At 73.6% G+C, this 17,465-nt stretch carries 15 protein-coding genes; 12 read left to right on the top strand and 3 right to left on the bottom strand.

The window, feature by feature from the left end; translation table 11 throughout:
* The first annotated feature begins 274 nt into the window (after positions 1 to 274).
* The 6 genes from BBK14_RS29760 (at position 275) to BBK14_RS40875 (ending at position 7,610) form a co-directional block, all read left to right on the top strand.
* Positions 275 to 2,686: an acyltransferase gene (locus BBK14_RS29760; RefSeq protein ID WP_241831950.1), complete on the top strand. Its 2,412-nt coding sequence runs from the start codon at positions 275 to 277 to the stop codon at positions 2,684 to 2,686.
* A gap of 94 nt (positions 2,687 to 2,780) precedes the next feature.
* On the top strand, positions 2,781 to 3,635 hold the full coding sequence (gene proC, locus BBK14_RS29755; protein ID WP_083391340.1) for a pyrroline-5-carboxylate reductase: 855 nt from the start codon (positions 2,781 to 2,783) through the stop codon (positions 3,633 to 3,635).
* Positions 3,636 to 3,737: 102 nt separating this feature from the next.
* Positions 3,738 to 3,836: a 30S ribosomal protein bS22 gene (locus BBK14_RS36140; protein ID WP_003948845.1), complete on the top strand. Its 99-nt coding sequence runs from the start codon at positions 3,738 to 3,740 to the stop codon at positions 3,834 to 3,836.
* Positions 3,837 to 4,149: 313 nt separating this feature from the next.
* Positions 4,150 to 4,986: an SAM hydrolase/SAM-dependent halogenase family protein gene (locus tag BBK14_RS29750; RefSeq protein ID WP_241831949.1), complete on the top strand. Its 837-nt coding sequence runs from the start codon at positions 4,150 to 4,152 to the stop codon at positions 4,984 to 4,986.
* Between the two features lie 201 nt (positions 4,987 to 5,187).
* Positions 5,188 to 6,228 (top strand): NAD-dependent epimerase/dehydratase family protein, encoded by a 1,041-nt coding sequence (locus BBK14_RS29745; protein WP_071066578.1) that lies wholly within the window; start codon positions 5,188 to 5,190, stop codon positions 6,226 to 6,228.
* 44 nt (positions 6,229 to 6,272) lie between these two features.
* Complete coding sequence (locus BBK14_RS40875) at positions 6,273 to 7,610, top strand: lysophospholipid acyltransferase family protein (protein WP_241831948.1); 1,338 nt, start codon at positions 6,273 to 6,275, stop codon at positions 7,608 to 7,610.
* A 46-nt stretch (positions 7,611 to 7,656) separates the two neighbouring features.
* On the opposite strand, the gene BBK14_RS29735 is transcribed toward BBK14_RS40875, so the two are convergent.
* Entirely contained in the window at positions 7,657 to 8,541 is an 885-nt protein-coding gene (locus BBK14_RS29735; protein ID WP_020463559.1) for an HAD family hydrolase, read from the bottom strand.
* A gap of 259 nt (positions 8,542 to 8,800) precedes the next feature.
* On the bottom strand, positions 8,801 to 9,760 hold the full coding sequence (locus BBK14_RS29730) for a sigma-70 family RNA polymerase sigma factor (protein WP_071066484.1): 960 nt from the start codon (positions 9,758 to 9,760) through the stop codon (positions 8,801 to 8,803).
* A gap of 327 nt (positions 9,761 to 10,087) precedes the next feature.
* Here BBK14_RS29730 and BBK14_RS29725 point away from each other — a divergent pair, with 327 nt between their 5' ends.
* The 6 genes from BBK14_RS29725 to hemB all read left to right on the top strand — a co-directional run bounded on the left by BBK14_RS29725 (position 10,088) and on the right by hemB (position 17,045).
* Positions 10,088 to 10,573: a glutaredoxin family protein gene (locus BBK14_RS29725; protein WP_083391339.1), complete on the top strand. Its 486-nt coding sequence runs from the start codon at positions 10,088 to 10,090 to the stop codon at positions 10,571 to 10,573.
* Between the two features lie 284 nt (positions 10,574 to 10,857).
* On the top strand, positions 10,858 to 11,727 hold the full coding sequence (locus BBK14_RS29720; RefSeq protein ID WP_476739413.1) for a redox-sensing transcriptional repressor Rex: 870 nt from the start codon (positions 10,858 to 10,860) through the stop codon (positions 11,725 to 11,727).
* Positions 11,724 to 13,154: a glutamyl-tRNA reductase gene (locus BBK14_RS29715; RefSeq protein WP_071066482.1), complete on the top strand. Its 1,431-nt coding sequence runs from the start codon at positions 11,724 to 11,726 to the stop codon at positions 13,152 to 13,154. The genes BBK14_RS29720 and BBK14_RS29715 overlap by 4 nt, the downstream gene beginning before the upstream one ends.
* The gene (gene hemC, locus BBK14_RS29710) at positions 13,151 to 14,215 is read left to right on the top strand and encodes a hydroxymethylbilane synthase (RefSeq protein ID WP_071066481.1); all 1,065 of its coding nucleotides are present in this window, start codon (positions 13,151 to 13,153) and stop codon (positions 14,213 to 14,215) included. The genes BBK14_RS29715 and hemC overlap by 4 nt, the downstream gene beginning before the upstream one ends.
* 2 nt (positions 14,216 to 14,217) lie before the next feature.
* Entirely contained in the window at positions 14,218 to 16,032 is a 1,815-nt protein-coding gene (locus tag BBK14_RS29705) for a bifunctional uroporphyrinogen-III C-methyltransferase/uroporphyrinogen-III synthase (protein ID WP_071066480.1), read from the top strand.
* Positions 16,029 to 17,045 carry a porphobilinogen synthase gene (hemB, locus tag BBK14_RS29700; RefSeq protein WP_020463552.1) on the top strand — a complete coding sequence of 339 codons (1,017 nt, stop codon included), beginning with the start codon at positions 16,029 to 16,031 and terminating at the stop codon, positions 17,043 to 17,045. Before BBK14_RS29705 ends, hemB begins: the two co-directional genes overlap by 4 nt.
* Before the next feature lie 58 nt (positions 17,046 to 17,103).
* Here hemB and BBK14_RS29695 read toward each other — a convergent pair whose 3' ends face one another.
* A complete protein-coding gene (locus BBK14_RS29695) occupies positions 17,104 to 17,328 on the bottom strand; it encodes a heavy-metal-associated domain-containing protein (protein ID WP_020463551.1) in 225 nt (74 codons plus the stop codon).
* Positions 17,329 to 17,465 lie beyond the last annotated feature (137 nt).

Here is a 17,465-nt window from a genome sequence, read left to right as displayed (position 1 = left end):
GTCAGGAGTATGCGACTGGAAGTCTGATAAGGGGCTTCCGCTATCGTCGTGCGCGTTCGTGGGGTTCTGACCGACTCGCCCGTGTCGTCGCATGGCCGGGCGCGCCGGTCTTGATCCCGGTCGGCGGGGGTCGGGCACGGCGGGGGTCGGGCACGGCGGGGCGGCCCGCGGCCGGACGGCGGTCCAGGGGTCTGCCGGGTGCTCACACCCGGTCGCCACGTGCGTCCCTGGCTGGAGGAGGGGACGCACGATCGTGAGAGCCGGTTCGCTTCCGATGACCGACGGCCCGCCGGGGGCGGCCAGGCGGGCGAAGCCCACCCCGCGCCCGCCGGCCGGGCCAGCCGAGACCCGGCAGCCCACCGACGCGGAGGCGACGGCGGCGGCGAAGTTCGCCTACAACCCGGCGCTCGACGGTCTGCGCGTGATCTGCATCTACATCATCCTCGCCGGTCACATGGGCGCCATCCACGCCAGCAACGTGGCCGTCGACATGTTCTGCGTGCTCAGCGGGTTCCTGATCACGACCCTGCTGCTGGCCGAGCAGGCCCGCACGGGCACCGTCTCGATCGGGCGCTTCCTCGTCCGGCGCGCGTACAAGCTGATGCCGGTGATGTGGGTCTATCTTCTGATCGGCCTGGCCATCACGGTCGCCTTCAAGTGGGATGACATCCCATACCGCGACGACTACATCAAGAGCGCCCTCTCGACGTTCCTCAACGTCAACAACTGGTACAAGGTCGAGAACCCGCTGGGCGGCGGGCGCTGGCTGGCCCACGTCTGGTCGTTGTCGATGGAGGAGCAGTTCTACCTGGTCTGGCCGTGGGTCTTCCTGCTCTTCGTCCGCTCCGCGCGGCTGCGCCCGTACCTGTTGACGTTCCTGATCGCCTCGATCGGCCTGATCATGGGCTGGACGTACATGATGGCCGCCAACGGGGCCCCGCGCAGCCGGGTCTACCTCGCGCCCGACACCCACATCGCCCCGCTGCTCATCGGCTGCCTCGTCGCGGTCTGGCGGGACAACCGGCTGCGCGCGCTGGCGACCCCGGTGGTCCGCGACAAGAAGGACGGCGACAGGAAGGACGGCGGCGGGAAGGGCGACGGTAAGAAGGCCGCGACCGGAGCTCACTCCGCGGCGACCGCCGCCGCCGTCGAACGCTGGACGAGCGGACGGCGACTGGCCGCCCTCGGCCTTCCCGCCGGCATCGTGCTGTTCCTGCTGGCCTTCCTCGGGCCGAACAAGGACCTCCCGGAAACGAACTGGATCGACTACGGGGCCTACGTGCCGAGCGCGGCCCTGGGCGCGCTGCTGATCATCGGCGCCGACGTCAACCGGGACGCCCGGTGGGTGCGGCTGCTCGGCTCGCCGAAGATGGCCTGGACCGGAAAGATCACCTACAGCATCTACCTGTGGCACTACCCGTTCATCTCGGCCGCCGCCGGCCAGCTCGTGCCGCGGATCGGGCTCTGGCCGTCGGTGGTCGTCGCCGCAGTCTGCACCACGATCACGGCCTACTTCTCGAACCGCTTCATCGAGAAGCCCATCATCGCGCGCCGGCCGAAGTGGGCGGACACCCCGCGTGGCCCGGCCCGCCCCGCCGCCGCCGCGGGCCCGGCGGGGGCCCCCGCCCAGGTGCCGGCCAAGGCCGGCCCGCGGGAGCCGCGGGAGCGGGACCTGTCCGAGCTGCCGGAGCTGCCCGAGCTGGAGCCGGTGCTCGCCGGTGTCGGCACGAGCGCCGCCGACGCCGAGCAGGCGGACGGGCGCGGTGGCCGGGCCGGCGCCCCGCCTCGGCCGGGAGACTGGTCGGACGGCGACGTCGACTGGGTGGACGAGGGTTACCCAGGCCGCGGCGGCCCGGCCGGGCCCGGGCCGGCCCGGGCCGGCTACTCCCACGATCCGGATTCGCAGCCGATGCCGGCCGTTCCGCGCCCGAGCGGGCCCCGGGCCGGCGAGGTGGTCTACGACCGCGCCGACGGGCCACCCGTGTACGAACACGGGCCGGCGGTGGGCGCTACGCACGCCGGTGGGTTCGAGCCGACCCCCATCCCGGACTGGGCGGCCTACCCGGCCCTCAACCGCGGCCCCGGATCGGCCGCGGACGCTGGCCCGGCCATGGGCGCTCCCCGGCAGGGGCCGGCGGCGTCGATGGGCGGCGACACCATGAACCTCCACCTTCCCTCGACGTTCGACCCCGGCGCGCCCCCTGCCCACGGGACCGGCCCGCGGGCCGGGCGCGACCGCCCCGGCCGCCCGGCCGATCCCGCCGAGCCCGGCCGCCTGCCCGGGGTCGCCCATCCGGCCGGCCATCGGCCCGGCCCGGCACCCGGCCACGCGCCCGCGTACGGCCACAGCCCTGCGCACAGCCCCGCCCACGGCCAGGCCCTGGGTCACGTGCCGGGCCACGGTCACGTGCCGGGGCCCAGTCATGCGCCGGCGTATGGCCACGGCCCGGGGAACGGTCACGGCCCTGCCCACGGCCACGGCCCGGCATACGGGCGGGGGCCGGGGGAGAGCAGGGGTCCCGGGCGTGACCAGGGCCTCGACCGTCTCGACGGAGCCGGGCACGGCCCCGCCGACCACGCCGGGGACCACGTGCTCGAGCCCGTCCGGGATCCGCGCGCCGGGCGCGAGCCCGCCGAGCCCGATCCGCTTTTCGGCCCGGTCCCGGGCGCGGGGCGCGACTGGTGAGAGCGATGGGACGTCCCGAGCAGCCCGGGTCATAACCTTCATCGGCGTGGTCGCCGTCGGATGCGGTGGGCACCGGAGCGAAGGGAAGTGTTCGGTGGTGGGTTCGAGCGTTGTCGCGATCGTCGGGGCCGGCAGGCTCGGCGGCGCCCTGATGTCCGGGCTGCTGCGGGCGGGGCGGACGCCGTCCGAGGTCGTCGCGGCCGAGCGCGACCCGGGCCGGGCCGCCGAGATCACCCGGCGGTACGGCGTCGAGGTGGTGGATCCCGCCGCCGCGGCGGCGAAGGCCGGTGTCGTCGTCCTGGCGACCAAGCCGCAGGACATGGGCACGGTCCTCGCCCAGCTCGCTCCGCACGTCGCGCCCGGGACCCTGGTCGTCTCGGTGGCGGCCGGGATCACCTCGGCGTTCGTCGCCGAGCGGCTGGCACCGGGCACCCCCGTCGTGCGGGTGATGACGAACACGCCGCTGCTCGTCGGCGAGGCGATGTCCGCGGTGTGCGCCGGGCCGGGTGCCGGCGACGAGCATGTCGCCGCGGTCGAGGAGATGCTCCGCCCGGTCGGTCGCGTCGTCCGGGTGACGGAGACCCAGCTTGACGCGGTCACGGCCCTGTCGGGCAGCGGCCCGGCCTATTTCTTCTACCTGATCGAGGCGATGATCGAGGGCGGTGTGCTGCTGGGCCTGCCGCGCGCGCTGGCGGCCGAGCTCGTCGTGCAGACCGCCGCCGGATCCGCGCGCATGCTGCGCGACCCCGGCGCCGGCGACCCGGGTGACTCGGATGGCGCGGGTGGGGCCGCGGGCGAGCACCCGTCGCTGCTGCGGGAGGCGGTCACCTCGCCCGGCGGGACGACCGTGGCCGCGCTGCGGCAGCTCGACCGCGGCGGGGTACGGGCGGCCGTCCTCGACGCGGTCGAGGCGGCGTGGGCGCGTTCCCGGGAACTCGGCGCGTCCTAGCGCTGTCCCGGCACCGGCCGGGATCCGCACCGGTCGTCTTGCCGGGGGGTTCCGGCGGGTAGGCTCGCTCGGAAAAACCTCGTCAACAGATCGGTCGGGTACGTGGGTTCCGTAATCAAGAAGCGTCGCAAGCGTATGGCCAAGAAGAAGCACCGCAAGCTGCTCAAGCGGACGCGAGTCCAGCGCCGTAACAAGAAGTAGCGGCGGCGGGCCGGCGGACGCCGGGGCGGCACGGATCACAAGGGGCGCGGATCCCGGACGTGCCGCCGCGTCGTCGGCGGGTCCCTTCCGGCTGCCACGGTTCCCACCGTCAGGCTACGGTTCCCGCGGTCAGGCCCGCTCACGTCGGCCCGCTGCGGCCGCTGTCCCGGCCCGGACAGCCGAGTAACAGACCTGTTTCGCGCTGTGTGCTCGTCCATGCGGTTCTGGTGACCGTATGGCAGGCTGGTTGCACAGTCGGCAACGACGCCGTCCGGGCACAGGGGGTCACATGGGCAGCGCGTGGATCACATTCATGTCCGACTACGGAGTTGACGGCGCCTGCGTCGGCGTCTGTCACGGGATCATCGCCCGGCACGCGCCGGACGCCCGGGTCATCGACCTGTGCCACTCGATCGCGCCGCAGGACATCGGCCAGGCGGCCGTGACGCTGGTCGGCGCGGTCGGCTACCTGCCGAGGGGAATCCACCTCGTGGTCGTCGAGCAGCTCGACGCCAGCGGCTACACCCGCGGTGTCGTCGCCCGCGCCGCGGACGGATCGACGTTCGTCGCCCCGGACAACGGCGTCGCCTCGCTGGGCTGGGAGGCCCTGGGCGGCGTCGAGGAGGCCTACGAGATCTCCAACCCGGACCTCTGGCTCCCGCTGCCCACCGCCGTCTTCCGTGGCCGTGACGTCTACGCGCCGGTCGTGGCGCGGCTCGCGACGGGCCTGCCTCCGGCCGACGTCGGTCCCAGGATCGACCCGGGGGAGCTGGTCGTCGTGGAGCCACGGGTGTGCCACGTGGACGACGACCACGTCCACGGCGAGGTGCTCTCGGTGGACCACTTCGGGAACCTCTCGTTGAACATGACCAGGGCCGAGCTCGAGGCCGCCGGCATCCTGCTCGGGGACAGGGTGGAGGTGCGCGCCGACGGTCGGCTGCTCACCATGCCCTTCGCGCACACCTACGGCGAGGTCCCGCTCGGCGAGATCGCGCTCTGCGAGGACGCGCTGCGCCAGGTCATGATCGCGGTGAACTGCGGCCGGGCGGCCGAGGTGCTGCGCCTGCGGCGCGGCGACGCCGTCGTCGTCGCCCAGGTCCCCCGGGACGGCGCCCGGATCCCGGTGAGCGCGGTGCGTGGGCTCGCCTGACGTCGGAGCGTGGTGCGCGAGCGGGTCTGACACGACTGGCATCCCGTGTCGTGCGTCGCCCGACCGTAGCCTTGCTACTCTCCGTAGCTTTCCATGCGCCTTGATGTGACGCTACGCAGCGATGAGGGTGGTGCGCGGCGTACGATGACCCCGCGAGGCCGGCCGCTGGCCGAGTCGGTAGGTCATGCCGGGGAGGCGACCATGAGGCCACGTCGCGTGCTTGTGACAGGAGTGTCGCGTCCGCTGGGCGCCGAGGTCGCGGCCGCACTCGCCGCCGACCCCGAGATCGTCGACGTGGTCGGGGTCGACACCATCGCCCCGACGGCGGATCTCGGCCGGACCCAGTTCGTCCGGGTGGACATCCGAAACCCGCTGATCGCGAAGGTCATCTCCACCGCCGCCATCGACACCGTCCTGCATCTGAGTGTGCTCGCCACGCCGCTCGGCGCCGGCGGGCGCACGGCGATGAAGGAGATCAACGTCATCGGGACGATGCAGCTCCTCGCCGCCTGCCAGAAGACCCCCGGGGTGAAGAAACTGGTGGTGAAGTCGACGACGTCGATCTACGGTTCGTCGCCGCGCGACCCCGCGCTGTTCACCGAGGAGATGGAACCGCGCGGCCTTCCCGGCGGCGGTTACGCCAAGGATGCCGTCGAGGTCGAGGGGTACGTCCGAGGCTTCGGCCGGAGGCGCCCCGACATCGCGGTGACGGTGCTGCGCCTGGCGAACGTGCTCGGCCCGCGAGTGGACAGCCCGCTCGCGCGGTACCTAGACCTTCCGCTGGTCCCGACGGTCCTCGGCTTCGACCCACGGATTCAGCTGCTGCACTCCGACGACGCGATGGCGGTACTCCTGAAGGCCACCCGGGAGACCCACGCCGGCACCTTCAATGTGGCCGGGGACGGCGTGCTCCTGCTCTCGCAGGCGATCCGGCGGGCCGGGCGGCCGGCGCTGCCGGTGCCCTTCCCCGCGATCGGGTCGTTGGGCAACATCGCCCGCCGGCTGCGGCTCGTCGACTTCTCCTCCGAGCAGCTCGGGTTCCTCGCGCACGGGCGCGCGGTGGACACCACCAAGCTCAAAGAGGTGTTCGGATACGTTCCTCAGTACACGACCGTCGCGACGTTCGACAGTTTCGTCCAGGACCGCGGACTGCGGTTCACCATCGACCACGAGCTGGTCTCGCGGGTGGAGCACGGCCTTCAGGGCGCGCTCGCCCGACGCCGGCTGCTCGGCGCGTCCTGATGGGCGAGCGGGGCACCAGCTCGCGGAGAGGGGCCGACGTGCCGATGCCACCGGATGGACGCGCCGGTCCCCCGGGGGCGGCCGGTCCGCCGCCGCCGCGACCCGAGGGGACCAGGCGCTCGCCCAACGGGACGAGCGCGCGCGCGACCGGCGCCGCGAGTCGGACGGTCCGGCCTGGTTCCGGACGATCCGGTTCCAGCCGGGCCGGCACCGGCAGCCAGCGCGAGCCCGGAACGCGGGCGGGCCTCGACGGCCTCGATGACCTGGCCGCCCTCCCCGGCCGGGAAGGTGCCGGTGCTCTGAACGGCTCGAGCGGCCCGAACGGCGCCGACCATCCAGGCGGTGCTGACGCCGCCGGCCGTTCTCGCGGTGCCGACAGTGCCGACGGTGCCGACCGTTCACGTGATGCGGGCGGTCCGGGCGGTCCGGGCAGTGCCGGCACCGGCACCGGCACCGCCCCTGGCGGCAAGGCGGGCCCTGGTAGCGGCGCGGATCCTGGTGGCGAGGCGGTCGGGCCACCGGCCGAGCCGGTCGCGGACGCCGGTGAGCTGGAGCGGGTGCTCGCCGAGCTGCTCGCCTTCCTGCGGCGCCGCATCACCGGGGACTACACGGTGGACGAGCACGGCTTCGACCCCGACCTGACCGAGCACATCGTGGCGCCGCTGCTACGCCCGATCTACCGGAGCTATTTCCGGGTCGAGACCCGGGGCCTGGAGAACATTCCGGACAAGGGCGGGGCGCTCGTCGTCTCGAACCACTCGGGGACGGTACCCCTCGACGCGCTGATGACCGCCCTGGCGATTCTCGACCACCACCCGGCCCACCGTCACCTGCGGATGCTGGCCGCGGACCTGGTGTTCGCCCTGCCGTTCCTCGCGCCGTTGGCCCGCAAGACCGGCAACACCCTCGCCTGCCAGGCGGACGCCGAGCGTCTGCTGGGAGCGGGGCATCTGGTCGGGGTGTGGCCGGAGGGCTTCAAGGGCATCGGCAAGCCGTTCAGCGACCGCTACAAGCTCCAGCGGTTCGGTCGCGGCGGGTTCGTCTCCGCGGCGCTGCGCACCGGGGTGCCGATCGTCCCGTGCACGGTCGTGGGCGCCGAGGAGATCTACCCGATGGTCGGCAACGCCAGGACGCTGGCGCGGCTGCTGGGGCTGCCCTACCTCCCGATCACGCCGACCTTCCCCTGGCTGGGGCTGCTGGGGCTCGTCCCGCTGCCGAGCAAGTGGATCATCGAGTTCGGTGAGCCGGTGGACACCACCGAGTACACGCAGGCCGCGGCCGAGGACCCGATGCTCGTCTTCGAGCTCACCGACCGCATCCGCGAGACGATCCAGCACACGCTGTACGGCCTGCTGATGCAGCGCCGCTCGGTGTTCTTCTGATCGCCGCGGCCCGACGGCCTCCGTCGGGCCCGCGTCATCCTGACCGTCAGGTTCCGCCGTAGCGGCGGCGCAGCGCCATGCCGGCAGCGACGCCGCCGCCGAGGGCGCCGATTCCGGCGGCCGTCGGGATGCCGATCTTGGCTGCCTTGCGTGCCGTCCGGAAGTCCTTGATCAGCCAGCCGCGCTCCTTGGCGACGGCGCGCAGGTCCGGGTCCGGGTTGATGGCCACGGGATGGCCGACGAGGGAGAGCATCGGCAGGTCGTTCACCGAGTCGGAGTAGGCCCAGCAGCGGGACAGGTCGAGGCCCTCCCGTTCGGCCAGCGCCTGCACGGCCGCGCCCTTGGCCGGCCCGTGTAGCGGCTCCCCGACGAGGTGCCCGGTGTACTTGCCGTCCGCCACCTCGCTGACGGTACCCAGCGCGCCGGTGAGGCTCAGCCGGCGGGCGATGATCGAGGCGAGTTCCACCGGGGTGGCGGTGACCAGCCAGACCCGCTGCCCGGCGTCGAGGTGCTGCTGGGCCAGGGCGTGGGTGCCCGAGTAGATCTGCTGGGCCATCCGCTCGTCATAGATCTCCTCGCCGTAACGGACGATGTCCGTCACGCTGCGTCCGGCGACGAACGCCAGGGCCGCCTCCCGGGCGTCCCGCATCCCGTTCGGGTCCTCCAGGCCGCGCAGCCGGTAGCTGACGTGCTGCCAGCCGAACTTCAGCAGGTCACGGGAGTCGAAGAAGTCGCGGGCGGCCAGCCCGCGGGCGAAGTAGAAGATGGACGCGCCGGCCATCATCGTGTTGTCGACGTCGAAGAAGGCAGCGGCGGACTCGTCCGGCGGGGCCTTGGCCACTTCCTCGGCAGCCACCTTCAGCGCGGCCGTCGCCGCCGCCTCCGCGGCCTCGCGGCCACCCAGGTGATCCTTGCGTCGTCGCACTCTCATGGTCATCTCCGTGCCGGTCCGGTCGCCGTCGCCGGTGGCCGACCGGCCCGGTCCTGGCCACGCCCGCCGACATCCGGAGCGAATCTGGTTGCCCGGCCGCGTCGAGTGCCGCGCCGTGTGGTCAGCCTACGACCCGCGGCGCCGCCGGGACCGCATGGTGGGCCATCCGCGGTCAGTCGGCGCGAACAGTCAGTCGATGCGAACAGTCAGTCGACGCGAATGGTCTCAGCTGGTGCGAATGGTCAGCCGATGTGGCTGGTCAGTCGGTGCGCGCCGTGGGCAGATGCCGGGCCAGCGTCCGCACGGCCCGTAGCTGCAGCGCACGCACCGCGCCCTCCTTCTTGTTCATCGCCCGCGCGGTCTCCCGGACGGACAGCCCCTCGAGGAACCGCAGCGTCACGCACTCCCGCTGCTCCGGCCCGAGTGTTCCCAGCGCCTCGAGCACCTCGCGGATGTCCAGCGCGGCCAGCACCGCGTCCTCCGGGCCGGGAACGGCGGCGCCCGCGCCCGGGTGGCCGTCCGCGGCCGCGAGCAGGTCGGCGGTCGGGAACTCCAGCCGGGCCCGGCCCGAGCGGGCGAGGTCCACGATGTGGTTGCGGGCGATGGTGACCAGCCAGGCCCCGATGTCGCGGCCCTGCCACTCGAAGGTCGAGATCCGGGTCAGCGCCCGTAGGAACGTCTCGGAGACCACGTCCTCGGCCACCGCGCGGTTGCCGCCGACGCGGTAGTAGGCGTAGCGGTAGAGGAACTCGGCGTACCGGTCGTAGATGAGGCCGAAGGCCTCCCGCTCCCCGCGGATCGCCCGACCGACGAGATCGGCGTCCCTGCGCGGGTCGGGCATGCCCAGACCGTCCGCGGGACCGTCGGTGAAGGGACGGACGCCCTCCGTGTGCGGCCCGACCGGCTCGACCCGGATGGAGTGAGCGGTCGCCGTCCGGGCGGTGGCCATCGCGGCGCCCAGCAGCGCCGGGAGCACGCCGAGCAGCCCTGCCCGGCGGGCGCAGGCGATCTCCGCGCGCAGGGTGGCGACGCCGACGGCCAGCGGGTCGTCGAACTGGGACGGCGCCGCCGCGGCAGGAGCCCACCGCGCCGCGGCCGGAGTGAGGCCCCGGCGCGCAGTCACGGGGGCGAAGGTCGACCGCGCCGCGGCCGGGGCGAGTGCCCACCGTGGCGCCGCCGGTCCCGCGGGCAGGGTGGCCGGTGCCGCGGGCAGGCGCATGCGGGCTCCCGAACATGGACGTCGCGGGCGGTCGCGATCTTCGCGGGCGAGGGGTGGGGCCGGGTCACTGCCGTGGTGCTCTGGTGACCTGCCGTCGTGTCGCGGTGACCTGGTGTGTTGGCGTGGTGGCGCGTAGTACTTCGGTGCCGGCCGCGGTACGGAGGATGGCCGGACAACGACTCCACCATAGTCGCCGAGTAGCTGGCTGTAGCCGGTTGGCTGACGGTGGGGACCGGGAACCGTACCGTGAGCCCGGTTACCGGCGACCGTCGGGGCGGCCTCGCAGGGGCGGTATCCCTGCTGAGGCGGGGGACTATCGTCGATGAGATGACCGAGGTCGCCGCCGGGACGTCCGGGCCCAACCGCGAACAGGGCCCCCAAGGGGCCACATCGACTCCCGCGCATGTCGCCGGTGACCACGTCACCGCCGACAGCCCCGCCGGTGACGGTGCCGCCGGTAGTCGTGCCGCCGGTGACGGCGCTGCCGGGGGCGAGGTGCCCGGCGTCCGGATCACCCTGCTCACCCGGGTGGGCTGCCACCTGTGCGACGACGCGCGCCAGGTGATCGAGCGGGTGAGCGCCGATGTCGGGGCCGGCTGGCGGGAGCTCGACGTCGACGCCGACCCGCGCACGGCGGACACCTACGGCGACCGGGTCCCGGTGATCCTGGTCGACGGCCGGGAGCACGGCTACTGGCGGGTGGAGGAGCAGCGGCTGCGGCGCGCGCTCGCCGGCGACCGGTGGTCCTGGCTGACCGGCAGGTCCGGTGGCTCAGGCCGGTCCGGCAGGAGCCCCGCATCGGGAACTTCGTGAATCCCTTCACGAAGTCGTAGACTCGACGGGTCCGCAGATGCGGTCGTCGGCCGCGGTGACCGCCGGGTCGGGCGCGCCCGTTCGGCCCGCACCGGCCTCCGGGCCGGCTTCGCGGCCGCCGTTGAGGCCGGCTTCGAGGTCGGAATCAGGACCGGCCCAGAGGTCGGCATTGGGCGGTAGTGCCGCCGGCCCGCACTGTCGAGCAACGTCGGGAGCCGCGGATGGGTCAACCTCGGCGGGGTGCCGGGCGGGTGCCGGGGCGGTCGCCGGTGCCCGAGGCGACAGTGGCCAGGTTGCCCCTCTACCTCCGTGTGCTGACGGCGCTTGGCGAGCGCGGCGTGCACACGGTGTCCTCGGACACGCTCGCCGCGACCGCCGGCGTGACGTCGGCGAAGGTACGCAAGGACCTCTCCCAGCTCGGCTCGTACGGCACGCGCGGAGTCGGGTACGACGTGGGTGTGCTCCTTGAGTGCATATCGGCCGAGCTCGGCCTGACCGAAGACCGCTCGGTCGTCCTCGTTGGCGTGGGTAACCTCGGGCATGCACTTGCCGGATACGGCGGCTTCCATGCCCGAGGGTTCCGCATCGCGGCATTGGTGGACGCYGATCCGTCCAGGGTGGGTGAGCGGGTCGGTGAGGTCGTCGTTCGCCCGGTCGACGAGCTGGAGGCGGTCATCGAGGACTGCCAGGTGACCATCGGCGTGATCTCCACGCCGGCGGCCGCGGCGCAGAGCGTCTGCGACCGCCTCGTGGCAGCGGGCGTGACCAGCATCCTGAACTTCGCCCCCACGGTGCTTTCGGTGCCCGAGGGAGTGGATGTGCGTAAGGTCGACCTTGCCCTGGAACTGCAGATTCTCTCCTTTCACGAAGCGCGTAAACGTCCGTCGCCAGGCCGGGCCCCCGGCGCGGGGGGCGTGGTGGTCGGCGATCAGCCGGGGTCGGGCGGATTCGTGGATGACGAGGCTGGTGAGGTCGTGCGGATGACCCGTCGGATGGTGCCACCGTCACCCTTGGCGCAGCCTTCACCGCTGGCGCAGCCGGTGGCGCGGCAGTCGCGGGCGGCACAGGCGGCGCAGGCGCCGGAGGCGGCACGGATGGCGCAGGCGCCGGAGGTGCCGATGCCGGCCGCCACTCACGGGGGTGAGGCGGAGTGAGCCTGCTCGCGGTGGGCCTGAACCACCGGACGGCCCCGACCTCGCTGCTCGAGCTCGCCGCGGTCTCAGCCGACGACGCGCCGAAGGTGCTGCACGATCTCGTCGCGGCGGATCATCTCAGCGAGGCGGTGCTGCTCTCCACCTGCAACCGCACCGAGATCTACGCCGAGGTGGAGACCTTCCACGGCGGCCTGGCCGACATCTCCGACCAGCTGAGCCGCGTGTGCGGGGTACCGCTGACCGATCTCGCCTCGCACCTGTACGTCCACCATGAGGCCCGCGCCGTCAGCCACCTCTTCTCGGTGGTCTGCGGCCTCGACTCGATGCTGGTCGGCGAGACGCAGATCCTCGGCCAGGTCCGCGCCGCGTTCCGGCTGGCCCAGTCTGCCGAGGTGACCAGCGGCACGCTCGCCAACCTGTTCCAGACCGCGCTGCGGGTCGGCAAGCGGGCCCACACCGAGACCTCCATCGACGCCGCGGGGGCCTCGATCGTCTCGGTCGGCGTCCGGATGGCCGCCTTCGACCTGCAGGCTCGCCGGCCGGACATGCTCGTCGCGCCCGTCGCGTCCCCCGGATGCGACCCGGGTGACGCGGTGGAGGCGCTGCTGCGCCCCGAGCTGACGGCCCCGGTCGAGGTGACGGGCCCCGCCCCGCTCGCCGGGGCCCGGGTGCTGATCATCGGGGCCGGCGCGGTCGGTTCGCTGGCGGCCCAGACCGTGCGCCGGGCCGGCGCCGGTGACGTCGTCGTCGCGAACCGGACGGCGGCCCGCGCGGCCCGGGTCGCCGATCTGCACGACGCCCGCGCGGTCGGGCTGGCCGAGATCGCCCACGAGGTCGGCCGCGCGGATCTCGTGATCTCGTCGACCGGAGCCTCCGGGCTCGTCGTCGGCCACGACGTGGTGCGCGCCTCGCTGGCGGGCCGCGGCGCCCGGCCGCTGGTCTTCCTCGACCTCGCGCTGCCGCGCGACATCGACCCGGCGGTGCGCGAGCTCCCCGGGGTGACCCTGATCGACATCGAGGCCCTGCGGGTCGCCCTGGACGGGGCGCAGGTGGCCCATGACGTGGAGGCCGTCCGGGCCCTCGTGACCACCGAGGTGGCCGGGTTCCTCGACCGGCGGCGTGCCGAGCGGGTCGCCCCGACCGTGGTGGCGCTGCGGGCCCACGCGGCGGCGGTGGTGCGCGACGAGCTGGACCGGCTGCGCACCCGCCTGCCCGACCTTGACAACCGTGAGTGGGACATGGTCTCCGGCACTGTGCGGCGGGTCGTCGACAAGCTGCTGCACGCGCCCACGGTGCGCGTCCAGCAGCTCGCCGAGGCGCCTGGCGGTGACTCCTACGCCGAGGCCCTGCGCGAGCTCTTCGACCTGCCGCGTGACGTGCCGGCCATCGTCTCCGCCCCTGATCTGGATCTGGTGGAGAGAACGTGACAGTGACCCGAGGGCCCGAGGCACGAGCACACGCGCTCCTGGCGCGGCGGCCGCTGCGACTGGGCACCCGGCGTTCCGCGTTGGCGCGGGCCCAGTCCGAGAAAGTGGCCGAGACGCTGCGGACCCGGCTGAGCCGGCCCGTGGAACTCGTCCCGATCGTTACCGCGGGTGATCAGTCGCAGGTGGCGATCACCCAGATCGGTGGAACGGGCGTCTTTGTCAGCGCGCTGCGTGACGCCCTGCTCGCCGGTGAGATCGACCTCGCCGTCCACTCGCTCAAGGACCTGCCGACGGCCACCCCGGACGGGCTCGTCCTGGCCGCCGTCCCGCGCCGGGCCGACACCCGGGACGTCCTCGTCTCGCCCAGCGGCCGGCGCCTGAGCGAGCTGGGTCCGGGCGCGCGGGTCGGGACGGGGTCGCCGCGGCGGGCCGCCCAGCTGCTCGCGCTCGGCCACGGCTTCGAGGTCGTCCCGATCCGCGGCAACGTCGACACCCGGATCAAGAAGGCCATCGACGGCGAGGTGGATGCGGTGGTGCTCGCGCACGCCGGCCTCGACCGCCTCGACCGCCTCGACGCGGTCACCGAGATCATCTCACCCGAGGTGATGCTGCCCGCTCCCGGGCAGGGCGCGCTGGCGATCGAGTGCGTGCGCACCCCGGCCGGCGGCGGACCAGCCCACGACCAGACCGGACCAGAAGCGGGCCAGGGCTTCGATGAGGGACTCGCGGAGCTGCTACGGTTTGTGCTCGACGACGCAACGTCCTCCGTCGCGGTCCGAGCCGAGCGTGCCTTCCTGGCGGGCATCGAGGCCGGTTGTACCGCTCCGGTAGGTGCTCTGGCCCACGTGCTTCCGGGTACCGACGCACGCCCGGTCGCGGGCGGTGACGATGCGCCCGCCGTGGGTGAGATCCGCCTGCGGGCGGTGGTCGCCGCGCCGGATGGAGGCAGGGTCCTGCGGCGCGAGCTCACCGGTTCTGCCGTCGACCCGGAGGCGCTCGGGCAGCGCCTCGCGGACGAGCTGTTGTCCGCCGGAGCACACACGCTGATGGGAACAAGCTGAGCATGGCCACCCGACGTACCAAGAAGCCCGTGTCCCCGGTCGCGCTTGTGGGCGCCGGTCCCCGTGATCCGGGGCTGCTCACGGTCCTCGCCGTGGAGACTCTCACCGCTGCCGACGTGGTGGTCGCCGACCCGGACGTACCGTCCGAGGTGGTCGAGTCGCTGTCGGCCGAGGTGCTGCGGATCGGTGACCTCGACGCCCCGAAGCCGGTGCGGGACGCGGAGGCCGCGACCGCCGCGGTCGTCAGCCGGGCACGGGCCGGGGACAAGGTCGTCCGGCTCTACGCCTCGGACCCGTGGCTGACCCGGATCGGCGCGGCGGACGCGCAGTCGCTGGCCAAGGCCAAGATCCCCTACCGGGTGGTTCCCGGTGTCTCGACCTCCGCCGCGGTCGCGACCTACGCCGGTGTCGCGCCGGGCAGCCCGGTCACCTTCGCCAGCACGTCGGGTGTCTTCTCGTCCTCGGGTTCGGTCGCCTCGGCCTCACCGTTCGGCGTCGGCGACCCGGTCGGCCCGCTCACCCCGCCCCCCTTCGGGACGTCCCGCCTCGGCGGCCGGCCGATGCCGAGCCTCGGCGGCGGCCCGCTGGGCGTGGGCGGCGGCTTCGGCGCGCCCCTCGGCCTGGGCACCCCTACCGGCTTCGGTGGTCTCGGCGTGCCCACCACGCCGGGCGACGTCGACTGGGGCGCGCTCGCGCAGGCCCCCGGCACGCTGATCGTCACCGCCGGCCCCACCGAGATCGGCAAGGTGGCGACCGCGCTGGTCGAGCACGGCCGCGCCGGTGACACCCCCGTCGCGGTCACCGTCGACGGCACGACCACCGACCAGCGCACAGTCACCTCGACCCTCGACCGGATCGAGGCCGACGTCGCGCCGATGCTCAACGCCACCGCGAACCCGCCGAACGAGGTCATCATCTCCGTCGGCCCGGTCGTCGCGACCCGGGCGAAGCTGTCCTGGTGGGAGACCCGCGCCCTGTTCGGCTGGACGGTGCTGGTACCCCGGACGAAGGAGCAGGCGGCGATCCTCTCCGACTCGCTGCGCGCCCACGGGGCGAGTCCGCTGGAGGTGCCGACGATCGCCGTCGAGCCGCCACGGACGGCCGCGCCGATGGAGCGCGCCATCACCGGGCTGGTCTCCGGCCGCTACCAGTGGGTCGCCTTCACCTCGGTGAACGCCGTCAAGGCGGTGCAGGAGAAGGTCGAGGAGCGCAGCCTGGACGCCCGCGCCTTCGCCGGCGTCAAGGTCGCCGCGATCGGCGAGGCCACCGCGGACGCGCTGCGCGCCTTCGGTATCCGCCCCGACCTGGTGCCCGCCGGCCAGCAGTCCAGCGAGGGCCTGCTCGAGGACTGGCCCGAGTTCGACGAGTCGCTCGACCTGCTCGACCGGGTTCTCCTGCCGCGCGCCGACATCGCCACCGACACCCTCGTCGCCGGCGTCAAGGACCGCGGCTGGCAGGTGGACGACGTCACCGCCTACCGGACGGTGCGCGCCGCGCCGCCGCCCGCGCCGATCCGCGAGGCCCTCAAGGGCGGCCGGGTCGACGCGGTGGTCTTCACCTCCTCCTCCACGGTGCGCAACCTGGTCGGAATCGCCGGCAAGCCCCACGAGACCACCGTCATCGCGGTGATCGGCCCGGCGACGGCCGCGACCGCCCAGGAGCTCGGCCTGCGGGTGGACGTCCAGGCGACCGAGGCGTCGATCCCGTCGCTCGTCGCCTCGCTGGCGGAGTTCGCCGCCGAGCACCGCGAGGAGCTCGGCAAGGTCGGCCCGCTCGCCGCCAGGCTGCCCAAGCCGCGCCGGGGTTCCCGGCGGTGATCGCGGGGCCCGGGCGGTCGGCCGTCGGTTTCCCCGTGGCGCGCCCGCGGCGGCTGCGCCGCGGGGCCGCGCTGCGGCGGATGGTGGCCGACGTCCGGCTGCATCCCGCCGACCTCATCCTGCCGATGTTCGTCCGGGAGGGTGTGACCGAGCCGGTCCCGATCTCCTCGATGCCCGGCGTCGTGCAGCACACCCGTTCCTCGCTGCGCAAGGCGGCGGCCGAGGCGGCCGCGGCCGGCGTCGGCGGCATCATCCTGTTCGGCGTGCCCGAGCACAAGGACGCCCGCGGCTCGTCCGCCGACGACCCGGCCGGCATCGTCCAGCTCGCCATCGCCGACCTCGTGTCCGAGGTCGGCGGCGACACGGTGATCATGGCCGACCTCTGCCTGGACGAGTACACCGACCACGGTCACTGCGGCCTGCTCACGGCCACGGGCGAGGTCGACAACGACGCGACCCTCGTCCGCTACGGCGAGATCGCGCTGGCCCAGGCCGCCGCCGGCGTCGAGATGATCGCCCCCAGCGGCATGATGGACGGCCAGGTCGCGGCGATCCGCACCGCGCTGGACGGCGGTGGCCACACCGACATCCCGATCATGGCCTACTCGGCGAAGTACGCCTCGGCCTTCTACGGCCCGTTCCGGGAGGCCGCCCTGTGCGCCCCCCAGTTCGGCGACCGGGCCGGCTACCAGCAGGATCCAGCCCGCTCGGCCGGTGAGGCGTTGCGCGAGGTGGCGCTGGACCTGGCCGAGGGCGCGGACGCCGTGATGGTGAAGCCCGCCCTGGCCTACCTGGACGTCCTGCGCGCGGTCGCCGACTCCGTGGACGTCCCGGTCGCCGCCTACCAGGTCTCCGGCGAGTACGCGATGGTCGAGGCCGCCGCGGCCAACGGGTGGCTCGACCGCGACCGGGTCATCATGGAGACGCTTACCGCCATCCACCGGGCGGGAGCCGACATCATCCTCACCTACTGGGCGGCCGAGGTCGCGGAGCGGCTGGCCTCCCGCCGCTAGCCTCCCCGCCACCAGCCTCCGGCCGCCGCCAGGTTCGGGCCGCGGCCGGGGGCGTTGGTCAGAGGCGGCCGGTCAGGGTGTAGCCGGCCTCCTCGACGGCGGCCTGGACGGCCGCGTCGTCCAGCTCGCCGGTGCTCGTCACGGCCACCCGGCCACTGGGAGCGTCGGCGTCCACGGACGTCACCACAGGCAGCCGCGAGATCTCCTCGCTGACCGCCGCGGCGCAGTGCCCGCAGGTCATCCCGGTGACGCTGTAAGTGGTCACGATGCTGGTGACGGACATGGCGACGCCTCCTCGCGATGCTTTCGTCCGAACGGTTCCCAATACCCACCGAACCCTACGCCCATACCCTCCCCCCGTAGGGTTCTCCGCCGCGTCACACGGACCACAAGGAAAACGGCAGCACCACCCCACCACCC

It is taken from the genome of Parafrankia soli, assembly GCF_001854695.1.
GTDB classification, from domain to species: Bacteria; Actinomycetota; Actinomycetes; order Frankiales; family Frankiaceae; genus Parafrankia; species Parafrankia soli.
This window is presented reverse-complemented; position numbering and strand designations above follow the sequence as displayed.

What these genes read in the sequence shown, in the direction of transcription:
- BBK14_RS29695 (WP_020463551.1), bottom strand. Translation starts at nt 17,328, where the DNA reads ATGTCCGTCACCAGCATCGTGACCACTTACAGCGTCACCGGGATGACC.
- BBK14_RS29730 (WP_071066484.1), bottom strand. Translation starts at nt 9,760, where the DNA reads ATGCGCCTGCCCGCGGCACCGGCCACCCTGCCCGCGGGACCGGCGGCG.
- BBK14_RS29745 (WP_071066578.1), top strand. Translation starts at nt 5,188, where the DNA reads ATGAGGCCACGTCGCGTGCTTGTGACAGGAGTGTCGCGTCCGCTGGGC.
- BBK14_RS29760 (WP_241831950.1), top strand. Translation starts at nt 275, where the DNA reads ATGACCGACGGCCCGCCGGGGGCGGCCAGGCGGGCGAAGCCCACCCCG.
- BBK14_RS29750 (WP_241831949.1), top strand. Translation starts at nt 4,150, where the DNA reads ATGTCCGACTACGGAGTTGACGGCGCCTGCGTCGGCGTCTGTCACGGG.
- BBK14_RS29735 (WP_020463559.1), bottom strand. Translation starts at nt 8,541, where the DNA reads ATGAGAGTGCGACGACGCAAGGATCACCTGGGTGGCCGCGAGGCCGCG.
- BBK14_RS29705 (WP_071066480.1), top strand. Translation starts at nt 14,218, where the DNA reads ATGGCCACCCGACGTACCAAGAAGCCCGTGTCCCCGGTCGCGCTTGTG.
- BBK14_RS29725 (WP_083391339.1), top strand. Translation starts at nt 10,088, where the DNA reads ATGACCGAGGTCGCCGCCGGGACGTCCGGGCCCAACCGCGAACAGGGC.
- BBK14_RS40875 (WP_241831948.1), top strand. Translation starts at nt 6,273, where the DNA reads ATGCCACCGGATGGACGCGCCGGTCCCCCGGGGGCGGCCGGTCCGCCG.